The sequence below is a fragment of the Streptomyces sp. NPDC030862 genome (assembly GCF_055571835.1).
The window spans coordinates 88484-106583 of the sequence record NZ_JBVIEN010000007.1; the positions used below are offsets into that span (position 1 = coordinate 88484).

Here is an 18100-nt window from a genome sequence, read left to right on the forward strand (position 1 = left end):
CACGGGGTGCTTCACGGGGCCATGGGCCCCACGCCGACTCAGGCGGTTTCGGCGGGGGCCTCATGGCCCCCGCCGGTTTCACCTTCCAGCGCCCCGTCGTACTCGAGGGCGAGGCGGAAGCCGCTCAGGCCGGTGGCGAGGGCTGCACGCTGGGAGGCCGGCATGGCCGAGAGGACTGCGGCCAGGGCTGCTTGGCGGCGGGCGCGGAGGTTCTTGAGGTAGCTCTCGCCGCGGCTGGAGAGGCGGAGTTCCAGCTCGCGGCGGCTGGCGGCGCTGGGGGTGCGTTCGATGAAGCCGAGGGCGCCGAGGCGGTCGCACATCCTGCTCACCGAAGACGGCGCGGAACCCAGGACCTCTCCGAGGGTGCGCAGGTTGATGGGCTGATCGCGGTCGAGGATGTACAGCACCCGCAGCTGCGAGGAGGAGACGGGGGCGGGTGAGGCCATGTCCCGGCCCTTGTTCCACAGCACCTCGAGCAGCTCGATGACCTCGCGGGCGGCGAGCGCGGCAGCATCCCGGTCGCCGCCCGGGGGAGTCTCGGAATGCATGCCCTCAACTGCGGCATCGCGCATCGGCCTTGTCAGTCTCCGCGACATGACCCCTCCTCAGTACTCCTGAGCCACAACCTCACCACAGGCCCGGCCGGCGGTTCAGTACATCAGGTACGCGTCACACCACCTGGATACCGATGAGGCAGGTGTCGTCGTCGGTATCCGACTTGCTGTGCTTGAGCAGACCGTCAAGACGGTGCTCAAGGGAGGTGCTCGGTATACGGGCGTTGCTCAGCAGCTTGGCCAGGGAGTCCTGGACGGACTCGTCCCGGCGCTCGACCAACCCGTCGGTGTACATCAGCAGGGTGTCGCCGGGGGACATCGGCAGCTCCTCCTCCTCGTAGGAGGCCTCCGACAGTGCGCCGAGGAGGACCCCGCTGACCGTTCGCAGGGTGGTCGCCTTCTCCCCGCGGATCAGCACGGGCGGGAGGTGGCCCGCACGGGCCCAGCGCAGCGTGCCCTTGTGCGGGTCGTACAGTCCGCACACCGCTGTGGCGGTGACGTGCTCGGTCAGGTGGTGGGCCACGATGTTCAGCCACGACAGGAGCTGCCCCGGGCCGGCGCCGGTGACCGCCAGACCGCGCATGGCGTTGCGCAGCACCACCATGCTGGTGGCGGCCTCTATGCCGTGCCCGGCCACGTCGCCCACACACAGCATGACCTGCTTGGAGGGCAGCACGACGGCGTCGTACCAGTCCCCTCCCACCATGGACTCCGACTCCGCCGGCCGGTAGCGGACGGCGATCTGCAGTCCCGGGCTGTCCAGCGGCGCCTGCGTGGGCGGCATGATGGCGTGCTGCAACTGCAGCGTCAGGCGGTTGCGCTCGGCGGCCTGCTGCTCGGTGTGGGCGAGTTGGTCGCGGGTGGCCGCCAGAGCGACCTCGGTCCAGTGCTGTGCGGAGATGTCCTGGTAGGCGCCGCGTACCGCCAGCAGCCTGTGGTCGGCGTCGAGGACCGGCTCGGCGATGACCCGGATGTGCCGGGTGACCCGGTCGGGGCGGAGCAGGCGGAAGTCCGCAGACGCGGGCCGCCGGTGGTGCAGCACGGCGCGCAGGAAATGGTCGATGGCCTCGGCGTCATCCGGGTGGGCGTGGGCGGCCAGCTCCTCCAGGGGCACGGGCCGGGTCTTGTGGGGACGGCCGTAGAGGTCGAACAGCTGGTCGTTCCACGTGATCTCGCCGGTGGCGACGTTCTCCTCGAACCCGCCGATCCTGCCCAGGCGCTGGGCGTGCTGCAGAAGATTCGCCAGACGCGCCGCCTCGTCCTCCACGCGCCAGATCAGCAGCACGCTGCTGCCATGGCGGCTGACGCTGATGTCGGCCACGGAGGCGAGAGGCACCTGATCGACCAGGGCGGTCAGGGTCATGCGCCGGGCTCGGAACGGCTCACCGGTGGCATAGACGCGCTCGATGCTCTCGAACAGCTCGCTGCCGCCGACCGCCATGGGGTACGCCTCCAGCAGCAGCGCTCCGTCCACGGCGTTGCGGGGGCGCCCGGCGGGGTCGACGAAGTGGCTGTTGACGTGGTGGATACGGAAGTCGACGAGCTCACCGTCGGGCCCGAGGAAGGGAGTCAGGACCAGCGCCGGGTCGTAGAGGCCTTCCGCCAGGTGCGCGAGCTCGGACAGGGCGGGCGTGGTGATCCAGGTGTCCGCCGGGGGTGCGACCGTGGTGCCCGGGCGGCCCTCGAGCGTGTGGGCGCACAGCTCCGCCAGTGCCTCGATCTGCCGCTCGATCTGCGGCGGGTGGGGCTCCAGGGGACCTGGCCAGCAGATCTCCAGAATCCCGTGGATGCGGCCACCGGTTCCCGCGGGGACGGCGACGCGCCCGCCGCCCGGGTTGTGGGCCCACCCGATGGACGGCAGACCAGCGGCGCGCAGGGAGGCGGCCCGGATCGCCTGCCGCCGGCTCAGCGCCTGGCGTGCCAGCGTGGACACGCCCGGAGGTACGTAGCGCCAGCGGCCGGCCTCGTCCGCCGGGAACCCGGCGTGACCGGCCAGCGTCAGCGACGCGTCGGAGCCCGCCGTCCACACCGCGACGGCGCTGGCGCCCAGCGGCGTCAACGCGTGGTCCAGCAGCGACTCCGCGACCGCCTGGGTGTCTCCCGCCGCCAGCGCGGCGCTTTCGGCCGTGCGCAGCCGGACACCGATGGAGGCGCGCTCCTCGGTGGCGGTCATCGCCTCACTGGTCGCTCGCCTGGCGAACTCGGTGGCGATGTCGGTGACGTGGTCCCGGGCCGCCTGGTTGATGATCTCCGCCGCCAGCTCCAGCTGGGAGACACCCGCCTCTTCGGCCAGCGCGGCCAGCTGCTGGGCGGCCACCGCGGGGCCGCACCCGAGCCGCTCGATCAGCACGCCCTTGGCCAGTTCGAGCAGGGCCCGGCCGTCGGCGGCCGCCTGAGCGGCGCGGATCTCGCCGCGCAGGCGTTCCACCGTCGCGGCCAGTCTGCCCACCCCCGTGGCCCGCTCACCGTCGGAGGGATCCTGTGGCACTTCGGCCTCGGCCTGAAGTCCGGGATGCTCAGGAGTGCTCACTGCGCTGATGACTCCTCGATCGGTACGGACGGTGGGGGGTATGGGGGCGAGGACCGGCGGCTGCGGGCCCGGGAGCCCGTGCCGGTGCTCAGGCGGGGATCCAGCGCCCGATGCAGGCGATGAGATCGTTGGCGTCCACCGGCTTGGTGACGTAGTCGCTCGCTCCCGAAGCCAGGCTCTTCTCCCGGTCACCGGGCATGGCCTTCGCCGTCACCGCGATGATGGGCAGATGGGCGTGGGCCGGATCCCGTCTGATGGCGGACGTCGCGGCATAGCCGTCCATCTCGGGCATCATCACGTCCATCAGGATGAGATCGATCTCCGGATGCTCGCGCAGCGCCTCGATCCCCTTGCGGCCGTTCTCGGCGTGCAGCACCTCGATGCCGTGCATCTCCAGGATGCCGCTGATGGCGTACAGGTTGCGGGCGTCGTCGTCCACGACCAGCACCTTGCGGCCCGCGAGAGCGCCGTCGACGGACTGGGACGCCTGGGGGAGTGCCTCCTCCGTACGGACCAGCGGCAGCACGTCCCCCGGCTCCTCCGCCGACAGGTGCAGCGCGATCCGCTCACGCAGCTCGTCGAGGCTGGAGATCAGCTCCAGCGGCCGTGCGTCGGCACGGGCCTGCAGCTCGTCCTCCTGAGCCCGCTCCAGGCGACGGCTGTTGTGCGCCAGGACGGGCACGGTCATCGCGGCCGCGTCACCGTCCATGGCGTCCAGGAACTGCATGGCCGCGCCCTTGGGCATGTCGAGCTCCAGGACGACGCAGTGGAAGGGCCCGGCGGCCAGGCTCTCGGCCGCTTCCTGGGCACCCACCGCGGTGATGACCTCGATCTCCGCCGTGTGCTTGGGAAGGTCCCCGCTGCCGGACAGGTCGGCCACCGCGCTCTCGGCGACCAGGGAGAGCAGACCCCGGCTGCGCTCCTCGACCACCAGCAGCCGCCGCTTCTGGCGCGGCACCGACGCGGGGCGGGCCGTCACGCCGCCGACCGCGCGGTCGGCGGTCGCCTGCTCGGTGGCCGGCGCGGATCCCGGGAGGGCGCTGGACTCCCAGCCGGCCCGCGCGATCGGCAGGTACAGGGTGAACGTACTGCCCTTGCCCAGAACACTGTCGGCGGTCAGCGCGCCACCCAGCAGGTGCGCGATCTCCCGGCTGATGGACAGCCCCAGGCCGGTGCCGCCGTACTTGCGACTGGTGGTGCCGTCCGCCTGCTGGAAGGCACCGAAGATCGTCTCCAGGTGCTGCTCGGGGATGCCGATTCCGGTGTCCTTGACCCGGAAGGCCACCACCGGCACACCACGCTGCACCGAGCCCGGCAGCTCGCTCTCCGCGGCCATCTCGATGCGCAGTTCGACACTGCCGCGCTCGGTGAACTTCACCGCGTTGGAGAGCAGGTTGCGCAGCACCTGGCGCAGTCGCGAGTCGTCGGTCAGCAGGTCGGTCGCGGCGCCCGGAGCGGTGCTGATGGTGAACTCGAGGTTCTTCTGCGTGGTCATGGGGCGGAAGGTGGCCTCGACGTAGTCGAGGAGCTGCCGCAGCGCCACCACTTCCGGGTTGATGTCCATCTTGCCGGCCTCGACCTTGGACAGGTCCAGGATGTCGTTGATGAGCTGGAGCAGGTCCGATCCGGCCGAGTGGATGATGCCCGCGTACTCGACCTGCTTGGGGGTCAGATTGCGGGTGGGGTTCTGGGCCAGCAGCTGGGCGAGGATGAGCAGGCTGTTCAGCGGGGTGCGCAGCTCATGGCTCATGTTGGCCAGGAACTCCGACTTGTACTTGGAGGCGAGGGACAGCTGCTGGGCCCGCGTTTCCAGTTCCTGCCGGGCCTGTTCGATCTCCAGGTTCTTGGTCTCGATGTCGCGGTTCTGGGCGACCAGCAGCGCCGCCTTCTCCTCCAGCTCGGCGTTGGACCGCTGGAGCTCCTCCTGCTGCACCTGCAGTTCGGCGGAGCGCGCGCGCAGTTCGGCGGTCAGCCGCTGCGACTCATCCAGCAGCTCGTCGGTGCGGGCGTTGGCGACGATGGTGTTGACGTTGACGCCCAGCGTCTCCATCAACTGCTCGAGGAAGTCCCGGTGGACCGGGGTGAAAGGCCCGAACGACGCCAGCTCGATGACACCCAGTACCTGGTCCTCGACCACGATCGGCAACACGATCAGGCTGACCGGAGTGGACTGCCCCAGTCCGGAGGAGATGCTGAGGTAGTCGCCGGGCAACTTGTCGACGGCGATCGTCCGCCGGCTGCGCGCGGCCTGCCCCACCAGCGACTCGCCGAGCTTGAAGCGGGAGTGCCCACCGAAGCCGACCGGGCGCCCGTAGGAGCCGACGAGCCTCAGCTCCGTGCCCTCCTGGGTCTCCTCGGCCAGGTAGAAGGCGCCGTACTGCGCCGACACCAGCGGTGTCAGCTCGTCCATCACCAGCTCCGCGACCACGGCCAGGTCCCGGTGGCCCTGCATGAGGCTGGAGATCCGGGCGAGGTTGGACTTGAGCCAGTCCTGCTCCTGGTTGGCCAGGGTCGTCTCGCGCAGTGACTCCACCATGGTGTTGATGTTGTCCTTGAGCTCGGCGACCTCGCCGGAGGCGTCGACCGTGATGGAACGGGTCAGGTCACCCTCGGCCACCGCGCTCGCGACCTCGGCGATGGCCCGTACCTGGCGGGTGAGGTTGCCGGCGAGCTCGTTGACGTTCTCGGTCAGCCGCTTCCACGTGCCGGACACGCCCTCGACCTCGGCCTGGCCACCCAGCCTTCCCTCACTGCCGACCTCACGCGCCACGCGCGTCACCTCGGCGGCGAACGCGGACAGCTGGTCGACCATGGTGTTGATGGTCGTCTTGAGTTCCAGGATCTCGCCGCGGGCGTCGACGTCGATCTTCTTCGAGAGGTCTCCGTTGGCGACGGCGGTGGTGACGAGGGCGATGTTGCGGACCTGGTTGGTCAGGTTGTTCGCCATGGAGTTGACGTTGTCGGTCAGGTCCTTCCAGGTGCCGGCCACATTGGGGACCCTGGCCTGACCGCCGAGCATGCCCTCGGTGCCCACCTCGCGGGCGACGCGGGTGACCTCGTCGGCGAACGCGGAGAGCGTGTCGACCATCGTGTTGATCACGCCGGCGAGCGCGGCCACCTCGCCCTTCGCCTCGACGGTGATCTTCTGTGAGAGATCGCCCTTGGCCACCGCGGTGGCCACCTGGGCGATGGAACGCACCTGGCCCGTCAGGTTGGAGGCCATCACGTTGACGTTGTCGGTCAGGTCCTTCCACGTGCCGGAGACCCCCCGGACGGTCGCCTGACCACCGAGGTTGCCCTCGGTGCCGACCTCGCGGGCGACGCGGGTGACCTCGTCGGCGAAGGCGGAGAGCTGGTCGACCATCGTGTTGATGGTCTCCTTCAGCTCCAGGATCTCGCCGCGGGCGTCGACCCGGATCTTCTGGGACAGGTCCCCCTGGGCGACCGCGGTGGTGACCTCGGCGATGGAACGCACCTGGGCGGTCAGGTTGTCGGCCATCACGTTGACGGACTCGGTCAGGTCCTTCCACGTGCCGGAGACGCCCTTGACGTCGGCCTGGCCGCCGAGGCGGCCCTCGGTGCCGACTTCCCGGGCGACGCGGGTGACCTCGTCGGCGAAGGCGGAGAGCTGGTCGACCATCGTGTTGATGGTGTTCTTCAGCTCCAGGATCTCGCCCCGAGCGGTGACCGTGATCTTCTGGGACAGGTCGCCCTTGGCCACCGCGGTGGCCACCTGGGCGATCGAACGCACCTGGGCCGTCAGGTTCCCGGCCATGAAGTTCACCGAGTCCGTCAGGTCCCGCCAGGTACCCGAGACGCCCTTGACGTCGGCCTGACCGCCGAGGATCCCTTCGGTGCCGACCTCGCGCGCCATGCGGGTGACCTCGTCCGCGAACGAGGAGAGCTGGTCGACCATCGTGTTGATGGTGTTCTTCAGCTCCAGGATCTCGCCGCGGGCGTTGACGGTGATCTTCTGGGACAGGTCGCCCTTGGCCACCGCGGTGGTGACCTGCGCGATGTTGCGGACCTGGTCGGTCAGGTTGCCGGCCATGAAGTTCACCGAGTCGGTCAGGTCGCGCCACACGCCACCGACACCCGGCACCTCGGCCTGTCCGCCCAGCTGGCCTTCGCTGCCGACCTCGCGGGCGACGCGGGTGACCTCGTCGGCGAAGGCCGAGAGCTGGTCGACCATCGTGTTGACGGTCTCCTTCAGCTCCAGGATCTCGCCGCGCGCGTCCACGTCGATCTTCTGGGACAGGTCGCCCTTGGCCACCGCCGTGGCCACCTGGGCGATGTCCCTCACCTGGGTCGTCAGATTGCCCGCCATGGCGTTCACCGAGTCGGTCAGGTCGGCCCAGGTACCCGATACGCCGGGCACCACGGCCTGCCCGCCCAGGGTGCCCTCGGTGCCGACCTCGCGGGCCACCCGGGTCACCTCGGAGGTGAACAGCGACAGCTGATCGACCATGCCGTTGAAGACGGTGGCGATCTCCCCGATCAGCCCTTCCGCCTCATCGGGCAGGCGGGTGCCGAAGTCTCCGTCGCGGACCGCCGTCAGGCCGGCCAGCAACTGCCGAAGCTCCGGCTCGCCCACTTTGCCGCCTCCACGAGCGGGCCGCGTGCGCGGTACGGCACGCGCCCCTTCGACCACCGTCTCAGCCATGACCAACCTCGTTCCTCAGATGCCACGACGAAAAGACCGAACAGACGCACGCCCCACTGGCAGGGCGGGCCTCAATTGTTTTGGCTGTCTAACCATTGCCGTACGGCAAATACGTAGCAGCCTAACCCGAGTGGCGCAGTGAGGGCAATCCAGCCCTAAGGGCGCACGTGCGCGACCCGGCGCTTGCGCGGCGGGATGCGGGGCACACGCGGAGTGCGGCAGTGCCCGGTGACTCCACGAGTCGGCAACTCCGGTGTCACGAACAGAACTTCGGCAGCAAAGGAGCTTGTCATGTCCGACGCATCCCGACCCCAGGCGGAGTACCCCCACACGGAGTACGGGCCGGCCCACGGCTCCGCCGGGGTCAGTGGTGAGCGACCCGGGCGGGGGATGGCGATCGCCGCGCTCGTCACCGGTGTCCTGTCCCTCCTGCTGTTCTGGCTCTGGTTCGTGGGCGTCCCGCTGGCCATCGCGGCCATCGTGCTCGGCGTCATCGCGATGCGTCGTGCCCGGCAGGGGCGCGCCACCGGCAAGGGTATGGCGATCACGGGTCTCGTGCTCGGGTCGCTCGCGGTCGTGGGGACGGCGATCCTGATCGCGGTGGGGGTGTCCATCCTCAACTCCGACAGCGGGCGGGACTTCCAGGCGTGCGTGGACAAGGCGCAGACCGAGTCGGCCCGGCAGGAGTGCGCCGACGACTTCGGCCGCGATCTGAGCGACTGAGGGGGCAACGGGTGACGCGTGTGACAGGCGCACGGATGTACGCACGGGCGTAATGGACGCAACGGGTGTAACGGACGGGGCCGAGCTGGTCGGCGTCGCCGCCGCGTCACGGGTGTGACGTCCAGCGTACGGCGACGACGGTCGTGCCCTGTCCCGGTGCGGTCTGCACGTGGAACTCGTCCATCAGCCGGCGTGCGCCGCCCAGGCCGTGGCCCGGGCGGGCGTCGGTCGAGTACCCGTCGACGAAGGAGCTGTCGAGGTCGGCGATGCCCGGCCCCTTGTCGGTCACCGACACCCGCAGCCCGCGCCGGCCCGACTGCTGGACGACTCTCACCTCGCAGGCGCCGCCCCCGCCGTGGACGTAGGCGTTACGGGCGAGTTCGCTGGCCGCGGTGACGATGCGGGTCTGGTCCACCAGCTTGAAGCCGGCCCGCACGGTCGCGGTGCGTACCGCGTGCCGCAGGGCGAGGAGGTCCTCCTCGCTCCGCAGGGGATGGGTGGCGGCGGCGATGCTCAGCTCGCCCTCCGCCGCGGCGGCAGCGGCAGCCGTCAGGCGCGGTGCGTCGCTGAGGTCGTCATCGTGGGGGAGCATGCGCAGCCCCTTCCTGGGGCACTTCAGCCCGGTACCGGTCCAGGGCGTGCACGCCCTGGACGCCGAGGGGGGTGATCCATGAGCTTCCCACCTCCACAACAGTTGTCGTATGGCAAAGGTAGCCCCCTCGCGAGGGTGTCGGAAGGCGCTTTCGAGAGGTATGCGTCGGCCGATGCCGGGCATCAGGAGAAAGGCAAACCGGCACACATTCCACATGAGCGGCTATGAACGACAGCGACACACGGGCGAGCGGGGCGCAAGCACGGACGCCCGCAGGTGCGGGCCGGGGCGAGGTCCACGCCCGAGAGGCGGCCGCCGCCCTGGTGGCTCTCTCGGAATTCGCGGATCTGCATGCCCCCAGTCCGCTGTCCTCCCTCGCCTCGCGGGCCCTGGCGGCGGTCGAGGAGTCCGCCCCCCTGGGGCTGAGCGACCTGGGGAAGGTGCTGGACATCACGACGGCATCGGCCAGTCGACTGTGCGTGCGGCTGGAGGGTGCGGGTCTGCTGGCCCGCCGGCCCCACGCCGACGACCGGCGCAAGACGGTGCTGGCGCTGACGCCGGCCGGCGCCGAGGTGGTGGAGGAGTGGCGGGCGCGCCGGGCGGACGCCCTCGCGACGGCGCTCCCACGCTCCGCTGCCCGGCTCCTCGCGGTCAAGGCGGCCTGTGACCTCGCCCGGGACCGGCTGCGGGGCGCCATGTCGAAGGGGGAGGAGAGCTAGAGGAAGGGGCGTACTCCAGTGGTTACCCCGAAGAAACAGTTGCCGTTTGACAACTGTATGGCCGAGGAAACACTCTTGCCTTGTGCAAGTCCCTCCGCGTGCCGCGACCCTGGCGCGCACGCTCAAGAACAAGGCAGGTCACTGTGAAGCGGACGGCGTGCCGGGCACCCTCGGCAAGTCATGCGGTCACCTCTGCGCCACCGGCCTTGTCGGGCTCCTCGGTGTCCTGGGTGTCCTCGAGGGCGAGGCGGAAGCCGCTCAGGCCGGAGGCGAGGGCCGCGCGCTGGGCGGCCGGCATGGCGGCGATGACCTCCACCAGTGCCGCTTCGCGACGGGCGCGGAGGTCTTTGAGGTAGTTCTCGCCGCGGCTGGAGAGGCGGAGTTCCAGCTCGCGGCGGCTGGCGGCGCTGGGGGTGCGTTCGATGAAGCCGAGGGCGTCGAGGCGGTCGCACATCCTGCTGACCGAGGAGGGTGCGGAGCCCAGGACCTCTCCGAGGGTGCGCAGGTTGATGGGCTGGTCGCGGTCGAGGATGTACAGCACCCGCAGCTGCGAGGAGGAGACGGGGGCGGGTGAGGTCATGTCCCGGCCCTTGTTCCACAGCACCTCGAGCAGCTCGATGACCTCGCGGGCGGCGTGTGCGGCAGCATCCCGGTCGGCGCCTGGAGAAGTCTCGGAATGCATGCCCTCAACTGTGACACTTCGCAACGGCCTTGTCAGTCTCCGCGACATAAGAGGCCATCCACTCCTTTTACGCAATTCTCTCGAACAGGTGGTACTCGAACGGTGGACAGATTCTCGGCTGTGGAACGCGCGCTGCGCGGGGCACCGCCCCACGCTCTTCTCGAAGCAGTGCGGGACGCGCTCACTGCCCACTACGCGGCCGTCTCCGTCGACCTGCTCATGGCCGACTACGCGATGACCATACTGCAACCGGTCAACGCCCTCCCGTACACCGCCGAGCCCGTCCCGGTGCACACCAGCGCGCCGGGACGCGCTTTCGGGTCCCAGCAACCGTATGCGGAAAGGCAGCCGCAGGGCACCGATGTGGTCGCTCATTTTCCCGTCAGCGTGCGCGGAGACCGCATCGGCGTCCTCACCGTCCGCTTCCCCGGCGACGGCTACACCCGCGAGACCGAGCGGGAACTGCAGAACATCGCCGAGGTCCTCGGGCACGAGATCGTCGTGGCCGAACGCGACACCGACCTGTACCTCCAGGCCCGCCGGGCCAGTCGCCTCACCCTCGCGGCCGAGATGCAGTGGCAGCTGCTGCCCGGCCGGGCCTGTTCGCGCCCGGAGTACGAGATCGGGGCGCAGCTCGAGCCCGCCTACGCCATCCACGGCGACAACTTCGACTGGTCCGCCTCCGCCGACCACCTCACCCTCACCGTCACCAACGGCATGGGGGAGGGCATCGAGGCCGCGCTCCTGACGAACCTGGCCATCAACGCGCTCCGCAACGCCCGCCGGGCCGGACTCTCCCTCTCCGACCAGGCCTGCCTCGCCGACCAGGCCATCTACGGCCACTACCACGGAGCCGCGCACCTCTCCGTCCTTCTCCTGCGCTTCGACCTCGCGACCGGGGAGGCCGAGATCGTGGACGCCGGATCGCCGAAGATGTGGCGGCTGAGGAACGGCAAACCGGAACCGATCGAACTGGAGGCGCAGCTGCCGCTCGGCATGTTCGAGGACACGCTCTACACGGCCCAGCCGTTCCGGGTCCTCCGCGGCGACCGTCTCTTCTTCGTCAGCGACGGCGTCTACGACGTCGCCTCACCGGCCGGGGAGCGCTACAGCGACAAGGCGCTCGCCCGTGCGATGGCCGCGACCCGCCTGCTTCCGCCCTCCCAGGTGCCCCGCGCGGTGCTGCAGGAACTCGCCGGTCACCGCGGCCCCATCGACGCGGAGGACGACGCCATGGTCGTCTGCCTGGACTGGCACGGCCGCCCGTAACCGCCGGGGCCGGGCCTCCGGTCTACCACGGCAGGAAGACGTGGATCTCCTTCCCCGGCCCGTCCCGTACGACCTCGACCTCCCCGAGCGCCCGCACGATGTGCCAGCCCAGGCCCCCGGGGACCCGGGCGGACCGACGGGGCACGGGCTTCGGCGGGTGCGGATTGGTGTCGCCCACCATGACGTGGACCCCGTCGAAGGTGCGCCGGACCCGCAGCGTGAACGGCCCGGGGGCGTACTGAACGGCGTTGGCGGCCAGTTCCGTGACCACCAGCAGGATGTCGTCCCGGCTGTCGGGCTCCGCCGGGGGATCGGCGTATGCGAGCGTGTCCAGGAACAGGCCGGCCGCGACCCGCGCGCCCGTGACGTCTCCGAGGTTTCCTTCGAATCGCGTGCGCATACCCTCGCCGACTTCGTCGCGCGTTCCGTCCCAGTCGTCCTTGAGTGGCCCCGATACCATTCTTGGCCTCCCGTCTGTCCGTCTGATGCGAATTGTCCGCATGCCCGGATGGTGGTGATCTACTCACTCCCATGGGCACCCGCACCCCGGCGATCTACACTGAATGAACACCGGATCCTTTCGAGCTGAGGGAAAAAACGGCGCGACGTGGACAGACTCATTGCCGTCGACAGGGCCCTGAGGGCCGGCGCGCCCCACACGCTCCTGGAGATCGTGACGACCGCCCTCATGACGGAATACGGCGCGGAGCGGGTGGAGCTCCGGCTCGCCGACTACGCGGTCCGCTCGCTCCAGGCGGTCGAGCGCGGCCCCCGGACGACCGAACCGGTGGGCATCCACGACAGCCCCCAGGGGCGGGCCTTCGGATCCCAGGAACCGGTGGTGATCGCGGACACCGCCACCGGCGCGTCCGACGTGCACCTGCCCGTCACCATCCGTGGCGACCGGATGGGGGTGCTCTCCGTCCGGCTTCCCGGCGACTCCCCCCTCGACACCGTCCTCCCGGAGATGCGGCACATCTGCGAGGCGCTCGGCCACGAGATCCTCGTCGCCGAACGGGACACCGACCTCTACGTCCTCGCCCGCCGCGCGGCGCGCCTCACCCTGGCGGCGGAGATGCAGTGGCAGCTCCTGCCCGGGCGGGCCTGCTCCCGCACGGAGTTCTCGCTGGGGGCGCACCTGGAGCCCGCGTACGCCATCCTCGGCGACAACTACGACTGGTCCATCTCCGCGGACGATCTGATCCTCACCGTCACCAACGGCATGGGGCAGGGTATCGACGCCGCCCTCCTGACCAATCTGGCGGTCAACGCCCTGCGCAACGCCCGGCGGGCCGGCCTGGATCTGGCCGGACAGGCGGCCCTGGCCGATCAAGCGGTGTACGCGCAGTACAGCGGACGTACCTACGTGTCCGTGCTCCTGCTGCGCTTCACGCTGGCCACCGGGGAGGTCGAAGTGGTCGACGCGGGGTCACCGCGGGCCTGGCGGATGCGCGCGGGCGTCGTGGAGCCGCTGAGGTTCGAGGCCCAGCTGCCGCTGGGCATGTTCGAGGACACCCCCTACCACACGCAGTCCTTCACCGTGGAGCCCGGCGACAGACTGCTCTTCGCCAGCGACGGGGTCTACACCGCCCCGTCCTCCACGAGCGAGCCCTACGGAGAGCGGGCCCTGGCCCGTTCGCTCGGCGCCACCCGGCTGCTGCCCCCGAGCCAGGTGCCGGCCGCCGTCCTGCGTGACCTCGTGGCGCACCACGGGGAAAGCCCGCTGGACGACGACGCCCTCGTGGTGTGCCTCGACTGGTACGGCCCGTCTCCCGCTCTTGCCTGACCCGCGACCGTCACCGCCCGTCAGGCGAAGACCACGCACGCGGCGGCCGGTACCTCCAGGGCGCCCGCGCGGGACAGCCGTCCGCTCTTCGGGTCGACGTCGAACCAGGTGACGTCGCCGGACCACTCGTTGGCCACGTACAGCCTGCGCCCGGACGGGTCGGGCACGAGGTCGCGCGGCCAGACGCCACCGCACTCCACGGCCTCCGTGAACCGCGGTTTCTCCGCCCCGTCGGCGAGCGAGAAGGTGACGATCGTGTTCCGCCCGCGCACCGCCGCCCGTACGAACCGGCCGTCGGAGGAGGCCGCGACGACCGAGGGGTGGGCCCTTACGCCGTCCGGACCGGGATCGGGGTCGACGTCGACCTCCGTGAGCGGCTCCAGGCGCCCGGACGCCGGGTCCCACTGGCAGACGGTGAGCAGCGGCTCCAGCTCGTGCAGTACGTAGACGACCTCGCCGTCCGGGTGGAAGGCGAGGTGCCGCGGCCCCGACCCGGCGCGCAGCACCGTCTCGGCCCGCACGCGTGGCTTCCCGGTGTCCGCGTCGAGCGCGCAGACGCGTACCGCGTCCGTCCCCAGGTCCACGGTGAGCACCCACCGGCCGCTCGGGTCGGGCAGCACCTGGTGGGCGTGCGGCCCTTCCTGCCGGTCGGGGTCCGGACCCGAGCCCCGGTGCGCGAGCACGGCCGGAGGCCCGCCCAGGCCGCCGTCGGCCGACAGCGGCAGGCTGCTCACGCTCCCGGAGACGTAGTTGGCGGTCAGCAGCCGCCGCCCGGCCACACTGAGATGGGTGGGGCCCGCGCCCCCCACCTCGACCGCGGCCCCGAGCGGGGTGAGGCCCCCGGTGGCCGGCCGGAAGGCCGCTGCCCGGCCCGGTTCCGTCTCGCTCACGGCGTACAGCACCCCGGTGTCCGGCGCGAGCGCCAGCCACGAGGGGTTCACGACGGTGTCGACGGCCGTGACCGGGGTCAGCGCCCCCGTCGCCGGGTCCACGGCCGCGACCGTGATGCCGCGCCCGCCGCCCGAGGTGTACGAGCCGATGTACGCCCGCGGTCCACCGCTCCCGTCCGCGCGCTCCGTGCCCTCGCCCACCGGGTGCTCCTCTCGCCGTCCTCCGGTCCTCCATGATGTGCGGCACGCGGCCGTCCCCGCGCCGCTCACTGGGCCGTCCGGGGGGCCTCCCGGGGTGTCGGCCAGGGGTGTCGGTCCTGGGTGTCGGTCCGGGGGAGCGGGGCACAAGGGCTCCATGACCGTTTCGAAGACAAGTGTCCTGGTCCTGGACAGTGCCGAACCCGAGGCCCTGGCGGAGTTCTACGCGTCCTTACTGGGCGGCCACGCCCAGCGGGGGACCGACCCCGACTTCATCGAGGTCCTCGACCACGACGGCGTACGCCTGGCCGTACGCCGCGACCACGGGTACGCGCCCCCGAGCTGGCCGCGCCCCGACGACGCCCAGCAGGCGCACCTGCACATCCTGGTCGCCCAGGAGGACATGGACGAGGCCGAGCGCGAGGCCGTCAGCCTGGGCGCGCGTCCCGTCGAGACCAGGGACAACTCCGGGCCGCGCGACGTGCGGACGTACTCCGACCCGGCCGGGCACTCCTTCGTCCTCGCCGCCCGGGAGGGCCGCTCGTCCGTCACGTGACGCACGTTACTCGTGCGTTCCGCACGGCTCTTTGCTGACAGTTGTGACTGTTGGCCGCCCCCGATCCGATGGCACTGTCTTCCTCGTCGCCGACCGAGGGAGCAGGTGTGAACAAGGGGTACGCCACCTTCTGCGACGCGGACCGCCACTTCTACGACGCGCCGCACCGGCTGTCGCTGGACGGCCAGGGTCCGTACGCACTGGCGCTCTCGCCCGTACCGGAGGGCTGGCAGCGGCACCGCAGCGGTGACTGGCTGGCCCTGCGGCCCGTCCGGCACACGCTGCCCGCGCAAGGGTGGAAGATCCACGTGTCGGCGTGCCTCGACAACGCGGAAACGATTCTCTCCCGCACCGCCGACTACTGCCTCACCCACGGCATCGCCTTCAAGTTCATCCCGAGCCGCTACCTGCTCCACAACCGCAACGCCAAGTACGCCGACCGCGCCGCAAGCGGGAAGTTCCTCACCGTCTACCCCGCCGACGACGAGCAGTGCCACCGCATCGCCGGCGACCTCGACGCCCTGCTCGCCGGCGAGGCCGGCCCGTACATCCTCAGCGACCTGCGCTGGGGCCAGGGCCCGGTGTACCTGCGCTACGGCAGCTTCACCCAGCGCCACTGCTACGACGACAAGGGCGAGCTGTGTCCCGCCGTCGAGGACCCCGACGGACGGCTCGTCCCCGACCTGCGCGGCCCCGCCTTCCAGACGCCCGCCTGGGTCACACTGCCCGACTTCCTCCGGCCGCACCTGGACGCGCGGCAGAACGTCACCGTCGCCTCCATGCCGTACACCGTCGAACGCGCCCTGCACTTCTCCAACGGCGGGGGCGTGTACGTCGCCCAGGACACCCGCACCGGCGAGAAGGTCGTCCTCAAGGAGGCCCGCCCGCACGCCGGGCTCGCCGCCGACGGCGCCGACGCCGTCACCCGCCTGCACCGCGAACGCGAGGCGCTCCAGCGGCTGGCCGGCCTGGACTGCACCCCCGAGGTGCGGGACCACTTCACCCTCGGCGACCACCACTTCCTCGCCCTGCAGTACGTCGAGGGCAAGCCGCTCAACACCTTCTTCGCCCGCCGCCACCCGCTCATCGAGGCCGACCCCACCCCTGAGAGCCTCGCCGACTACACCGAGTGGGCCCTGCGCATCCACCGGCTCGTGGAGGAGGCCGTCGAGGCGGTCCACGCGCGCGGTGTCGTCTTCAACGACCTGCACCTGTTCAACATCATGGTCGCCGAGGACGAGCAGTCCGTCGTCCTGCTCGACTTCGAGGCCGCCGCGCACATCGACGAGGGCCGCCGGCAGACCGTCGCCAACCCCGCCTTCGTCGCCCCCGCCGACCGGCGCGGCTTCGACGTCGACCGCTACGCCCTCGCCTGCCTGCGCCTGGCGCTCTTCGTCCCGCTCACCAGCCTCCTCCCGCTCGACCCGCACAAGGCACGGCACCTGGCCGACATCGCCGCCGCCCACTTCCCCGTACCGCGTGCCTTCCTGGACGAGGCGGTCGCGGAGATCGCCCCGGGCCCGGGCCCCACGCCGTACTTACCCGTCGAGCCGGCCGACTGGCCCCGCAGCCGCGACTCCCTGGTCCGCGCCATCACCGCCTCTGCGACGCCCCAACGGGACGACCGGTTCTTCCCCGGCGACATCGCCCAGTTCGCCACCGCGGCGGGCGGGATGAGCCTCGGCTACGGCACGGCCGGAGTCCTGTACGCCCTCGCCGAGACCGGCGCCCCCCGCCACACCGCCGCCGAGGAATGGCTCCTCGAACACACCAAGCAGCCCCCCTCCGGCAGCCCGCTCGGCCTCTACGACGGCCTCTCCGGCATCGCCTGGGCCCTGCACCGGCTCGGGCACCCCGAACGCGCCCTGGAACTCGCCGAACTCACCCTCGCCCGCCCCTGGGACGACATCGCCCCCGACCTGCACAGCGGTCTCGCGGGCCTCGGCCTCGCCCTCGACGCGCTCGGCCTCCACGACGCCGCCCTGCGCTGCGCGGACCTCACCACCCGCGCCCTGCCCACCCGGGCCGGACTCCTCCACGGCTCCTCCGGGCCCGCCCTGCTCTACCTGCGCCTGTACGAACGCACCGGCGACACCGGCCTCCTCGACCTCGCCGCCGACGCCCTCCGCCGCGACCTCGACCGCTGCGTGCACGGCGCGGGCGGCACCCTCCAGGTCGACGAGGGCTGGCGGACCATGCCCTACCTCGGTGCCGGGAGTGTCGGCATCGGCATGGTGCTCGACGACTTCGCCGCCCACCGCGACGACGAGCGCTTCGCACAGGCCCGGACCGAGATCGCACGGGCCGCGCAGGCCACCTTCTACGCCCAGCCCGGGCTGTTCCGCGGCGCGGCCGGCATGGTGCTGTACCTCAGCCGCACCACCGCGCCCGGGGTCCGGCCCGCCGACGTACGCCGCCAGATCGACGCCCTCACCCGGCACGCTGTGCCGTACCAGGGGCATCTGGCCTTCCCCGGCGAGCAGATGATGCGGCTGTCGATGGACCTCTCCACGGGGACCGCCGGCTGCCTGCTCGCCCTCGGCAGCGCCGCCACCGACGGCGTGGCGCAGCTGCCGTTCCTCCCGCCGCTGCGGCGGCCCCAAGGACCGGTCCCACCCGGGACCGTGAAGAAGCACACCGTCCCCACAGAAGGGAAACGATCATGACGCTTCTCGACCTGCAGTCGATGGAGACCCCCAAGGAAGAGGCCACGGGCGACGTCGCCACGGGCAGCCGCGCGAGCCTGCTGCTCTGCGGTGACAGCAGCCTGAGCGTTACCACCTGCAACTGACGCGGGTCGGCCGCCCGGTGCCGACATCGTGCGGCCACCGGCCCCGGGGCGGAGGAGGAACCCCCCCCCCGCGCAGAATCCAGAGCCGAGAGGAGGGAAACGAGGGAAAAGAGAAAAGGAAGGAGGGCGAGAAAAGAAGAGGGAGGG

Annotated in this window: 14 protein-coding genes; 7 read left to right on the forward strand and 7 right to left on the reverse strand. The window is 71.1% G+C overall.

The annotated features are described in order from the left end of the window. Nucleotides 1-38: 38 nt before the first annotated feature. From ACZ42X_RS19870 to ACZ42X_RS19880, 3 genes are all read right to left on the reverse strand, one after another. Nucleotides 39-548, reverse strand: coding sequence for a MarR family winged helix-turn-helix transcriptional regulator (locus ACZ42X_RS19870; protein WP_468291494.1), 510 nt, complete (start codon nt 546-548; stop codon nt 39-41). 121 nt (nt 549-669) lie between these two features. Beyond that, nucleotides 670-3042, reverse strand: a complete 2373-nt coding sequence (locus ACZ42X_RS19875; protein ID WP_468292403.1) for a GAF domain-containing SpoIIE family protein phosphatase — start codon at nt 3040-3042, stop codon at nt 670-672. 130 nt (nt 3043-3172) lie between these two features. After that, nucleotides 3173-7747, reverse strand: coding sequence for a HAMP domain-containing protein (locus ACZ42X_RS19880; RefSeq protein ID WP_468291497.1), 4575 nt, complete (start codon nt 7745-7747; stop codon nt 3173-3175). 291 nt (nt 7748-8038) lie between these two features. On the opposite strand from ACZ42X_RS19880, the gene ACZ42X_RS19885 reads away from it, so the two are divergent. Beyond that, nucleotides 8039-8470, forward strand: a complete 432-nt coding sequence (locus ACZ42X_RS19885) for a DUF4190 domain-containing protein (protein ID WP_468291500.1) — start codon at nt 8039-8041, stop codon at nt 8468-8470. A 106-nt stretch (nt 8471-8576) separates the two neighbouring features. Here the strand turns inward: ACZ42X_RS19885 and ACZ42X_RS19890 are convergent, their stop codons facing one another. Then, nucleotides 8577-9062 (reverse strand): anti-sigma regulatory factor, encoded by a 486-nt coding sequence (locus tag ACZ42X_RS19890; protein WP_468291502.1) that lies wholly within the window; start codon nt 9060-9062, stop codon nt 8577-8579. A 224-nt stretch (nt 9063-9286) separates the two neighbouring features. Between ACZ42X_RS19890 and ACZ42X_RS19895 the strand changes: the two genes are divergently transcribed. Beyond that, nucleotides 9287-9781 (forward strand): MarR family winged helix-turn-helix transcriptional regulator, encoded by a 495-nt coding sequence (locus tag ACZ42X_RS19895; protein WP_468291504.1) that lies wholly within the window; start codon nt 9287-9289, stop codon nt 9779-9781. A 178-nt stretch (nt 9782-9959) separates the two neighbouring features. On the opposite strand, the gene ACZ42X_RS19900 is transcribed toward ACZ42X_RS19895, so the two are convergent. Continuing rightward, nucleotides 9960-10463 (reverse strand): MarR family transcriptional regulator, encoded by a 504-nt coding sequence (locus ACZ42X_RS19900; RefSeq protein WP_468291507.1) that lies wholly within the window; start codon nt 10461-10463, stop codon nt 9960-9962. A gap of 102 nt (nt 10464-10565) precedes the next feature. On the opposite strand from ACZ42X_RS19900, the gene ACZ42X_RS19905 reads away from it, so the two are divergent. Beyond that, nucleotides 10566-11732: a PP2C family protein-serine/threonine phosphatase gene (locus ACZ42X_RS19905; protein ID WP_468291509.1), complete on the forward strand. Its 1167-nt coding sequence runs from the start codon at nt 10566-10568 to the stop codon at nt 11730-11732. Between the two features lie 22 nt (nt 11733-11754). Here ACZ42X_RS19905 and ACZ42X_RS19910 read toward each other — a convergent pair whose 3' ends face one another. Next, nucleotides 11755-12132, reverse strand: coding sequence for an ATP-binding protein (locus ACZ42X_RS19910; protein WP_468291512.1), 378 nt, complete (start codon nt 12130-12132; stop codon nt 11755-11757). A 207-nt stretch (nt 12133-12339) separates the two neighbouring features. Here ACZ42X_RS19910 and ACZ42X_RS19915 point away from each other — a divergent pair, with 207 nt between their 5' ends. After that, on the forward strand, nt 12340-13518 hold the full coding sequence (locus tag ACZ42X_RS19915) for a PP2C family protein-serine/threonine phosphatase (RefSeq protein ID WP_468291515.1): 1179 nt from the start codon (nt 12340-12342) through the stop codon (nt 13516-13518). 20 nt (nt 13519-13538) lie between these two features. On the opposite strand, the gene ACZ42X_RS19920 is transcribed toward ACZ42X_RS19915, so the two are convergent. After that, the gene (locus ACZ42X_RS19920) at nt 13539-14609 is read right to left on the reverse strand and encodes a lactonase family protein (RefSeq protein ID WP_468291518.1); all 1071 of its coding nucleotides are present in this window, start codon (nt 14607-14609) and stop codon (nt 13539-13541) included. Between the two features lie 154 nt (nt 14610-14763). Here ACZ42X_RS19920 and ACZ42X_RS19925 point away from each other — a divergent pair, with 154 nt between their 5' ends. The 3 genes from ACZ42X_RS19925 to ramS all read left to right on the forward strand — a co-directional run bounded on the left by ACZ42X_RS19925 (nt 14764) and on the right by ramS (nt 17953). After that, nucleotides 14764-15162 (forward strand): VOC family protein, encoded by a 399-nt coding sequence (locus ACZ42X_RS19925; protein ID WP_468291521.1) that lies wholly within the window; start codon nt 14764-14766, stop codon nt 15160-15162. Between the two features lie 107 nt (nt 15163-15269). Further along, nucleotides 15270-17828 carry a class III lanthionine synthetase LanKC gene (gene lanKC, locus ACZ42X_RS19930; protein WP_468291523.1) on the forward strand — a complete coding sequence of 853 codons (2559 nt, stop codon included), beginning with the start codon at nt 15270-15272 and terminating at the stop codon, nt 17826-17828. After that, on the forward strand, nt 17825-17953 hold the full coding sequence (gene ramS, locus ACZ42X_RS19935; RefSeq protein ID WP_058940762.1) for a mycelium formation morphogenetic lantipeptide SapB: 129 nt from the start codon (nt 17825-17827) through the stop codon (nt 17951-17953). The genes lanKC and ramS overlap by 4 nt, the downstream gene beginning before the upstream one ends. Nucleotides 17954-18100: the final 147 nt, after the last annotated feature.